Source organism: Caulobacter sp. 05L422 (assembly GCF_056397765.1).
Genome location: NZ_JBFTOB010000006.1, coordinates 168,760 through 177,295 on the forward strand (window position 1 = coordinate 168,760; position 8,536 = coordinate 177,295).

Sequence of the window (8,536 nt, forward strand, 5' to 3'; positions counted from 1 at the left end):
TTTCGCCGTCAGAATCGAACACGGAACCGTCAAAAACAGTTAGCATTCCCCTAGCCAAGACGCCACCTTCCCAGGCTCAACCCTTGGCATTCCGGGAGTTTCCGATGCGTTTGACCGCCCTCGTCCTGTCCGCCGGCCTGCTGGTCGCTTCCCAGGCCTCGGCCGCCGCCGCCAGCGCGACGGCGGAACTGAAAGGCGCCGACGGCAAGACGATCGGAACGGCCACCCTGACCGAGGCGCCGCACGGCGTGCTGCTGCGGATCGAGGCCAAGGGCCTGACGCCGGGCTGGCACGGCCTGCACTTCCACGAGAAGGGCGACTGCGGCACGCCGGACTTCAAGTCGGCCGGCGCCCACGTCCACACCACCACCGCCGTGGTCCATGGCATGCTGAACCCGGATGGCAACGACAACGGCGACCTGCCCAACCTGTTCGCGGCCGCCGACGGCGCGGCCACGGCCGAGGTCTACTCGCCCATGGTGTCGCTGAACGGCGCCGGCGGCCGCCCCGCCTTGCTCGACGCCGACGGCTCGTCGATCGTGGTCCATGCGAGCCCGGACGACTACAAGACCCAGCCGATCGGCGGGGCCGGGGCCCGGGTGGCTTGCGGGGTGGTGAAGTAGCGCCCTGCGTCCTTCGAGGCTCGGCTTCGCCGCGCACCTCAGGATGAGGAATTCAGCAAAAACGCTCCTCATCCTGAGGCGCCCGCGAAGCGGGCCTCGAAGGACGCACCGCCTTTAAGTCGCCTCGCCCTCAGCCGGCACGACCTTCTTGGCCGTCAGCGCCACCAGCGCCACGCCGGCCATGGTCGCGGCCGCGCCGATCACCAGTTGCGGCGACAGGGCGTCGCCCATGAACAGCACGCCGATCGTGCACGACACCAGCGGCGTCAGCAGGAAATAGGGCGTCACCCGCCCCGCCTCGCGGCGCTGGACCAGCCAGAACAGCAGCGCGCTGGCCCCGATGGTCGAGACCACGCCGGCGAAGGCCACGCAGGCCCAGGCGATCGGCGCGGCGGTCTTCACCCGCTCCACGACATTGTCCTCGAAGCCGAACGACATCACCAACAGGACCGGCGCGGCGACGACCGCCGTCAGGGCTTGGACCTGCAACGGCTTGGCGCCGGGCGTCTGGCGCACGAACACCGTGGCCAGGGCCCAGCAGGCGCTGGCGACCACGCCCAGCACGATGGCCGGCAGGTCGGCCGCGCCGTGCGGATCCAGCGTCATCCAGGCCACCCCGACGAAGGCCACCACCAGGCCGGCCACGGCCAGGGGCTTCATGGTCTCGCCCAGCATCTTCCAGGCGAACAGGGCCGTGAACGGGATCCACAGCTGGGTCGCCACCACAAGCGGGCTCAGCGACTTGGCCATGCCGAAGGCGACATAGATGATCCCGAAGTGGATCGGCCCCGACAGCAGGCAGATGGCCAGCAGCCGCCGCGACCAAGGGAACGGCGGTTTCAGGAACGGCGCCAGGAAGGCCAGGGCCAGGGCGAAGCGCAGGGCGCCGACCATCATCGGCGGCAGCTCGGCGGTCGCCACCTTGGCCGCGGCGTTGTTCAGGCCCCAGGTCAGGATGATGGCCGCGATGGCCAGGCGCTCTAGCGCCGACAAAGGGCCGCTCTGGGGCGTGTTCAACGACATGGCCTCGCTTGGATCAGACCCCGCCTGATCCTTCAACCCCGCCGGCGCCCACAACCTTGCGGATCGCGGCCATCAGGATGTCGAGGTCGGCGTCGGGCGTGTTGAAGGCCGGCGTCAGGTACACGGTCTTGCCCATCGGCCGGATCCACGCCCCTTCGGCGGCGAAGGCGTCGCACAGGGCGCCGACGGCCACCGGCGCGTCGAACTCCACCACCCCGATCGCGCCCAGCACGCGGACATCGACCACGCCCGGTGCGTTCCGGACCGCCTCCAACCCCTTGCCAAGCGCCGCCGACACCCGCGCCACGCCGGCCCGCCAGGCGCCGTCCTCGAACAGGTCCAGCGAGGCGTTGGCGGCGGCGCAGGCCAAGGCGTTGCCCATGTAGGTGGGGCCATGCATCAGCGCCGCCCCGGCGTCGTCGGACCAGAAGGCCTCGAACACCTTGGTCGAGGCCACGGCGGCCGACAGCGGAAGGGTCCCGCCGGTCAGGGCCTTGGACAGGGTGACGATATCCGGCTCGACGCCCGCCGCCTGCATGGCGAACAGCTGGCCGGTGCGTCCGAAGCCCGTGAAGATCTCGTCGAAGATCAGCAGCACGCCGTGCTTGTCGGCCAGGCGGCGCAGGGTTCGCAGCACCTCCGGCGCATGGAACAGCATGCCGCCCGCGCCCTGGACCAGCGGCTCGGTCAGGATCGCGGCGACTTCCCCGCCCCGCTCGGCCAGCAACGCATCGAGCGCGGCTTCCGACGTCGCGTCCACCGGCAGGTCGGCGATCACCTGGCTGGGCATCACGCCGGAGAACAGGCTGTGCATGCCCTCCTCCGGGTCGCAGACCGTCATCGTCGCCAGGGTGTCGCCGTGGTAGCCGCCCCGGAACGACAGGAACTTGGTGCGCCCTGCCCCATCCTTGTTTTTTGGCCCCTGATTGATGTGGAACTGCAGCGCCATCTTCATGGCGATCTCGACAGAGACCGAACCGGACTCGGCGAAGAAGGCGTGGTTCAGGTCGCCGGGCAGCAGGTCGGCCAGGCGCCTGGCCAAGCGATAGGCGGGTTCATGCGCCAGACCGCCGAACATCACGTGCGGCATGCGCTCCAGCTGGTCGCGGACGGCGGCGGCGATGTGCGGGTGGTTGTAGCCGTGGCAGGCGGTCCACCACGAGGCCAGGCCGTCGACCAGCTCGCGCCCGTCGTCCAGAATCAGCCGCGAGCCGCGCGTGGCCACGACCGGCAACGGCGGCCGCGCGGTCTTCATCTGGCAATAGGGCCGCCACACATGAGGCGCGCTGGCGACAAGCCAGTCGGGGCCCACTCTTTCCAGATAATGGGCGGTCATGGCGCGATCCTTCGTTGCCTAGCGGGGGCGCACTGCCTATGCCCTCCCGCTGCGAGGGGCAAACAGGAACCGTGATGCACAGTCTGGACACCTACGCCGCCGACAAGATCGAACGCCTCGAGGCCGCCAGCCTCCTGCGCCGCCTGAAGCCCACCCAGCGCTCCGCCGGGGCCTTCGTCGAGCGCGACGGCCGCAAGCTGCTGTCCTTCTCCTGCAACGACTATCTGGGCCTGGCCCACCACCCGAAGGTCAAGGCCGCCGCCCAGGCCGCGATCGAGACCTACGGGGCCGGCTCGGGCGCCTCGCGGCTGGTGACCGGCGACCACCCGCTGCTCTCCGAACTCGAGGCGCGGCTGGCCCGGTTGAAAGGTACGGAGGCCTGCGTGGTGTTCGGCTCGGGCTATCTAGCCAACACCGGGGTGATCCCCACCTTCGCCGGCAAGGGCGACATCGTGCTGGTCGACGAACTGGCCCACGCCTGCATCTGGGCCGGGGCCCAGCTGTCGGGCGCGCGGATCATCCCGTTCGCCCACAACGACAGCGACCACCTGGCCGACCTGCTGGCCGAGCACCGTTCCAGCGCCCGCCACGCCATCGTCGCCACCGACGGGGTGTTCTCGATGGACGGCGACATCGCCCCGCTGGACTGGCTGTCGGCGGTCTGCGAGGCCAACGACGCCTGGCTGCTGTCGGATGACGCCCACGGCGTGGGCGTTCTGGCCGAAGGCCGAGGCTCGGCCGCCCTGTTCCCCGAGGCCCAGATCCCGTTCCAGATGGGCACCCTGTCCAAGGCCCTGGGCTCGTACGGCGGCTATGTCTGCGGCTCGCGGGCCGTGGTCGACCTGATCAAGACCCGGGCCCGCACCCTGGTCTACACCACCGGCCTGCCGCCGGCCGCCGCCGCCGCCGCCCTGGCGGCGCTGGACATGATCGAGGCCGCGCCGGCCCTGACCGCCCTGCCCCTGGCCAAGGCGCGCGCCTTCACCGAAGCCGTGGGCCTGCCTTCCGCGACCAGCCCGATCGTGCCGGTGATCATCGGCGAGGCCCAGGACGCCCTGGACGCCTCGCGCGCCCTGGAGGCCGAGGGCTTCCTTGTCGTGGCCATCCGCCCGCCCACCGTTCCGGCCGGCGAGGCCCGCCTGCGCATCGCCTTCAGCGCCGAGCATCCCGACGCCGAGATCGCCCGCCTGGCGGCCCTGGTGAAGCCCTATGTGAAGGCGCGCGCCTGATGCCCGCCCTGTTCGTCACCGGCACGGGCACCGACATCGGCAAGACCTATGTCAGCTGCGCCCTGATCCGCGCCCTGAAGGCCCGGGGCGCGACCGTCGACGCCTTCAAGCCGGTGGTCAGCGGCTTCGCCCCCAAGGACGCGGCCGGCAGCGACCCGGCTCGACTGGCCGCCGCCCTGGGCGATCCCGGCGCGGTGTTCCGCATCGCCCCCCGCCGCTACCTCGCCCCGCTGTCGCCCAATATCGCCGCTCGGCTGGAGGGCGAAACCCTTGTGCTCGACGACATGGTCATCGACGCCGTGGCCCGCGCCGCCGAGATCCGCGACGGCCTGTTGCTGGTCGAGGGGGCCGGCGGGGTGATGTCGCCCCTGACCGACGGCGAGACCAATCTGGACATGATCGCCGCCCTGGGCGCGCCCGTGCTGCTGGTGGCGGGCTCGTACCTGGGCACGATCAGCCACGTCCTGACCGCCCTGGTCGCCCTGCGCGCCGCCAAGGCGCGGGTCGCGGCGGTCGTCATGAGCGAGAGCCTCGACGCCCCCAACCTGGCCCAGACCGCCCAAGCCCTGGCGCCGTTCCTGGAAGGCGCGGCATTGTTCCTCGCGCCCCGGGCCGACGCCTGGGACGCCGCCGCCCTCGCCGACCACCTCCTTGCCTTGGGGATTTCATGACCCTCCGCATCGCCATGATCGGCCTGGGCGACATCGCCCGGAAAGCCTATCTGCCCGTGCTGGGTCCGCGCCCGGACGTCGATCTGGTGTTCGTCACCCGCAACGCCCAGGCCCTGGCCGACCTGGGCGCGGCCTGGCGGGTGGAGCGGCTGCACGGCGCGCTCGACACGGCCTTGGCCGAGGGCCTGGACGGCGCCCTGGTCCACGCGGCGACCTCCGCCCATCCGGACATCGTCCGCCGCCTGCTGGAGGCCGGCGTGCCGACGATGGTCGACAAGCCGCTGGCCGACAACGCCGCCGACAGCGAGGTCCTGGTCGACTTGGCGCAGACGCGCGGCGTCTCCCTGATGGTCGGCTTCAACCGCCGTTTCGCCCCAACCTACCAGGACGCCGCCGCCCTGGATCTGCCGCTGGTGGTGATGCAGAAGAACCGCGCCGACCAAGCCGACCAGACGCGCCGCGTGGTGTTTGACGACTTCATCCACGTGGTCGACACCCTGCGCTTCCTGGCCCCCGGCGCCGGCGACGCGCGGGTGCACGGCCGGGTCGTCGATGGCCTGCTGCAGCACGTGGCCCTGTCGCTGTCGGGCGACGGCCGCGACGCCCTGGGGGTCATGAACCGGGTCAGCGGCTCGAACGAGGAGACGCTGGAGGTGTCGGGCGCCGGCGCCAAGCGGCGGATCGTCGACATGGCCCAGGTCGTCGACCAGTCGGCCCAGGACTGCCTCACCCGGCGCGGCGACTGGACCTCCGTCGGTCGCCAGCGTGGGTTCGAAGAGTTGTGCGAGCACTTCCTGGGCGCGGTGCGCGACGGCCGCCGGCTGTCGGCGCTGGACGCGCTGGAGACGCACCGGCTCTGCGAGACGGTGGTGCGCGCGCTAGGCTGACCGCCGCCACGCCGTCGGCGACAGCCCGAACGCCCGGCGGAACGTGGCGTTGAAGTGCGAGATGTCGTTGAAGCCGATGTCGAAGGCGATGCGGGTGATCGGCTCGGCGGTGTCGGTCAACCGGTCGGCGGCGGCCCGCAGCCGCGCGCCGATCAGGTACTGGCGCGGGCTCTCGCCGGTCACCGCCCGGAACAGCCGGATGAAGTGGAAGCGGCTGACCTGGCCCATGGCGGCCAGGCTCTCCAGCCCGCAAGGCTCCGCGTAGGCGACATCTAGATGCCGGACAACCTCGCGGATCCGCCGGCGCTCGACCGCCGACGGCGCGGCCCGGCGCGTGCGGCGTCCCAGGGTCAGGGCGCGGGCCGTCAGGTTGATCACCTCCTCATCGCCCAGCCGCAATCCGCCCGCCGCCCGGCGCACCGCGCCGTACAGCGGCGCGGTCTCGCGCGATGGGGCCAGGGCCGAGACCGCGAAGTCGACGTCGTCCAGCCCGCAATCGTTGGCCACCTCGGCCAGCAGGTCCGGATGCAGGGCGATCACCGCCCGGCGGTTGCCGCCGGCGTCCAGGTGACGACAGTCGAAGGCCTCGCCGGCGTTGCCCAGCAGGATCGCGCCGGGGGTGGCGCGGGTGCGTCCGTGGCGGCCGGCATAGTCGAAGGTCCCCGCCACGACGACGCCGATGGCCGGGCCGACGTAGTATTTCTCGATCGGAGCCGAAGCGTCCGTGGCGCAGCGCGCTTCGCCCGCGCCATACAGCGTCGAGCGGGCGGGCAAGGCGGGGCCGTGGGTCTCGACGCGGAACATGCGGCGCCTCCGTCAGGGTGCGCGGCTATAGAACCCGCCTCCCTGGTGTTGGGCAACAGGCCGAGCGCAACAAACCCCAAGTCACGCAACGAACGGCGGGCCAACCTCGCCCTTTCTGGACGGGAGGGTTCATGAACCGCGACGGCGTTCCCTATGGCCTCGGCGCGATGGCGCTGGGGATCATCGGCCTGGTCTTCGGCGACTTCGCGCTGCAATGGCAGCCCGTGCCCAAGGACCTGCCCGGGCATCATGCGTTGGCCCTGCTCAGCGGGGCGGTGATGCTGGCGCTGGGCCTGGGCGTGCTGTGGTCGCGCGCCGCCCGCCCGGCCTCGGTGGGGCTGGCTGTGGTCTATCTGGTCTGGGTCGCCCTGCATGGCCCCGAAGCCGCCACCGCGCCCGGCAGCGTCGGCTCGTGGCTGGGGATGGCCGAGACCCTGTCGCTGTCGGCCGGCGGCCTGGCCCTGTTCGCGATGTCGGCCGAGCCGGCCAACGACCGGCTACGCCTGGCCGCGCGGTTGATCTATGGCCTGTGCCCGCTGGTGTTCGGGCTGAGCCACTTCGCCTATGCCGACTTCACCGCCAAGATGGTGCCGGGCTGGATCCCCTACCCGCTGTTCTGGGCCTATGCGACCGGCGCCGGCCACCTGGCGGCCGGGCTGGCGATCCTGTTCGGCGTCATGCCCCGGCTGGCGGCCGGCCTGCTGACGACGATGATGGCCAGCTTCGTCGTGCTGCTGCACATCCCGCGCGTGATCGCCGCACCCGACAGCCACCTGGAATGGACGATGACGGCGGTGGCCCTGTCGCTGACCGGCGCGGCCTGGGCCCTGCGCCAGTCCCTGCCGCCGTCAGAACCTTCAGGCGCTCTGGCGTTCGACCGCGTCGGCCTCGACCGGTAGGGGCGCGCCGGCGCGGCGGAACAGCTTGCCCAGCGCCAGGAACAGGCTCTTCTCCTCGACCCGGTGATAGGGCGAGGTCTCCGCCAGTTGGGCCGACAACCGCGCATGGGCCTTGCCCAGGTTGTGGTACGGCAGGCGCGGCAGCAGGTGGTGCAGGGCGTGGTAACGCAGGCCCACGGGGGCCCACAGGAACGGCAGCAGGGCCGGCGGCGGCAAGTTGACCGAGTCGAGGAACTGCTCCTCGAAGCTCATCCGCTCGCCGTCGTTCTCCCAATAGTGGGCGACCAGGGTCCGCAGCTGGTTGACGAAGGTGGCCAGTGAGAACAGCGCGAACCAGGTCACCACCGCCCGCACGGGCACGACGCCGGCGATCGTCAGGGCCGCCACGCTCCAGCACCACAGCCAGCCGCCCAGCTCCTGGGCCAGCCAGTCGGGCCGGGTCTTGTCGTTGTCCTCGCGCACGAAGTCGGGATTGATCACCAGGGCCGACAGCTTGGTCTTCACCAGGCGCCGCACGCCCGGGATCACGAACGACAGCGGGATCAGGATCCCTGAGCGCAGGATCACGCCCAGCGGGGCCAACAGCGAGATCAGGGCGAACAGCCCCAGCTTGAACGGCGAATAGCGGCCCAGCGGCAGGTATTCCGGGTCGCGGGCGGTGCCGAAACGGTCCTTGGCGTGGTGCAGGTTGTGCACGCCCTCGTACATCATCGACGGCGTCATCAGCGGCACGCCGATCAGCAGGTTCCAGCCCAACCGGAAGCCCGGTACGTCCTTGGGGCGCAGATGGCTGATCTCATGGATGAAGCTGAGGCCGCGATAAAGGGCCAGCAGGCCGACCAGGCCGGCGGCGACGATCACGTCCGGATGATGGGCCGTGGCGGCCAGCCACAGACCGCCCCAGGCGGCCGTCGCCGTCAGGACCAGATCCAGCCAATAGATCGTGCGATCCGGCGTCGTCAGGTCGGCGGTCAGCGCATGGGCCTGGCGCACCAGACCCGTCTCGTCTTTCTGGGGTCGTCCCACGGTCTTCTAGATCCCCGATTCCGACTTGAGCGTTCCGA

At 71.1% G+C, this 8,536-nt stretch carries 9 protein-coding genes and 1 pseudogene; 6 read left to right on the top strand and 4 right to left on the bottom strand.

Annotated elements, in window-relative coordinates:
- Positions 1-104 precede the first annotated feature (104 nt).
- Together sodC and AC1DMQ_RS08190 are read left to right on the top strand one after the other, a co-directional pair.
- Positions 105-623, top strand: a complete 519-nt coding sequence (gene sodC / locus AC1DMQ_RS08185) for a superoxide dismutase[Cu-Zn] (protein ID WP_477033055.1) — start codon at positions 105-107, stop codon at positions 621-623.
- Positions 624-749, top strand: a pseudogene (locus AC1DMQ_RS08190) (hypothetical protein); the annotation flags it as partial.
- Here AC1DMQ_RS08190 and AC1DMQ_RS08195 read toward each other — a convergent pair.
- Together AC1DMQ_RS08195 and AC1DMQ_RS08200 are read right to left on the bottom strand one after the other, a co-directional pair.
- A complete protein-coding gene (locus tag AC1DMQ_RS08195; protein ID WP_477033056.1) occupies positions 738-1,646 on the bottom strand; it encodes a DMT family transporter in 909 nt (302 codons plus the stop codon). The pseudogene AC1DMQ_RS08190 and the gene AC1DMQ_RS08195 sit on opposite strands and share 12 nt — an antisense overlap.
- Before the next feature lie 13 nt (positions 1,647-1,659).
- Positions 1,660-2,982, bottom strand: a complete 1,323-nt coding sequence (locus AC1DMQ_RS08200; RefSeq protein ID WP_477033057.1) for an adenosylmethionine--8-amino-7-oxononanoate transaminase — start codon at positions 2,980-2,982, stop codon at positions 1,660-1,662.
- Positions 2,983-3,056: 74 nt separating this feature from the next.
- Between AC1DMQ_RS08200 and bioF the strand changes: the two genes are divergently transcribed.
- The 3 genes from bioF to AC1DMQ_RS08215 are packed head-to-tail and all read left to right on the top strand — an operon-like array spanning position 3,057 to position 5,769.
- Entirely contained in the window at positions 3,057-4,211 is a 1,155-nt protein-coding gene (gene bioF, locus AC1DMQ_RS08205) for an 8-amino-7-oxononanoate synthase (protein ID WP_477033058.1), read from the top strand.
- Complete coding sequence (gene bioD / locus AC1DMQ_RS08210; RefSeq protein WP_477033059.1) at positions 4,211-4,882, top strand: dethiobiotin synthase; 672 nt, start codon at positions 4,211-4,213, stop codon at positions 4,880-4,882. The genes bioF and bioD overlap by 1 nt, the downstream gene beginning before the upstream one ends.
- Positions 4,879-5,769 (top strand): Gfo/Idh/MocA family protein, encoded by an 891-nt coding sequence (locus AC1DMQ_RS08215; protein WP_477033060.1) that lies wholly within the window; start codon positions 4,879-4,881, stop codon positions 5,767-5,769. The genes bioD and AC1DMQ_RS08215 overlap by 4 nt, the downstream gene beginning before the upstream one ends.
- Here AC1DMQ_RS08215 and AC1DMQ_RS08220 read toward each other — a convergent pair.
- Positions 5,761-6,573 (bottom strand): helix-turn-helix transcriptional regulator, encoded by an 813-nt coding sequence (locus tag AC1DMQ_RS08220; protein WP_477033061.1) that lies wholly within the window; start codon positions 6,571-6,573, stop codon positions 5,761-5,763. The two genes, AC1DMQ_RS08215 and AC1DMQ_RS08220, sit on opposite strands and share 9 nt — an antisense overlap.
- A 131-nt stretch (positions 6,574-6,704) precedes the next feature.
- Between AC1DMQ_RS08220 and AC1DMQ_RS08225 the strand changes: the two genes are divergently transcribed.
- Complete coding sequence (locus AC1DMQ_RS08225) at positions 6,705-7,472, top strand: DoxX family membrane protein (protein ID WP_477033062.1); 768 nt, start codon at positions 6,705-6,707, stop codon at positions 7,470-7,472.
- Here AC1DMQ_RS08225 and AC1DMQ_RS08230 read toward each other — a convergent pair.
- Positions 7,431-8,498 (bottom strand): fatty acid desaturase family protein, encoded by a 1,068-nt coding sequence (locus AC1DMQ_RS08230; RefSeq protein WP_477033063.1) that lies wholly within the window; start codon positions 8,496-8,498, stop codon positions 7,431-7,433. The genes AC1DMQ_RS08225 and AC1DMQ_RS08230 overlap by 42 nt on opposite strands.
- Positions 8,499-8,536 lie beyond the last annotated feature (38 nt).

What these genes read in the sequence shown, in the direction of transcription:
- AC1DMQ_RS08215 (WP_477033060.1), top strand. Translation starts at nt 4,879, where the DNA reads ATGACCCTCCGCATCGCCATGATCGGCCTGGGCGACATCGCCCGGAAA.
- AC1DMQ_RS08195 (WP_477033056.1), bottom strand. Translation starts at nt 1,646, where the DNA reads ATGTCGTTGAACACGCCCCAGAGCGGCCCTTTGTCGGCGCTAGAGCGC.
- sodC (WP_477033055.1), top strand. Translation starts at nt 105, where the DNA reads ATGCGTTTGACCGCCCTCGTCCTGTCCGCCGGCCTGCTGGTCGCTTCC.
- AC1DMQ_RS08225 (WP_477033062.1), top strand. Translation starts at nt 6,705, where the DNA reads ATGAACCGCGACGGCGTTCCCTATGGCCTCGGCGCGATGGCGCTGGGG.
- bioD (WP_477033059.1), top strand. Translation starts at nt 4,211, where the DNA reads ATGCCCGCCCTGTTCGTCACCGGCACGGGCACCGACATCGGCAAGACC.
- AC1DMQ_RS08220 (WP_477033061.1), bottom strand. Translation starts at nt 6,573, where the DNA reads ATGTTCCGCGTCGAGACCCACGGCCCCGCCTTGCCCGCCCGCTCGACG.
- AC1DMQ_RS08200 (WP_477033057.1), bottom strand. Translation starts at nt 2,982, where the DNA reads ATGACCGCCCATTATCTGGAAAGAGTGGGCCCCGACTGGCTTGTCGCC.
- bioF (WP_477033058.1), top strand. Translation starts at nt 3,057, where the DNA reads ATGCACAGTCTGGACACCTACGCCGCCGACAAGATCGAACGCCTCGAG.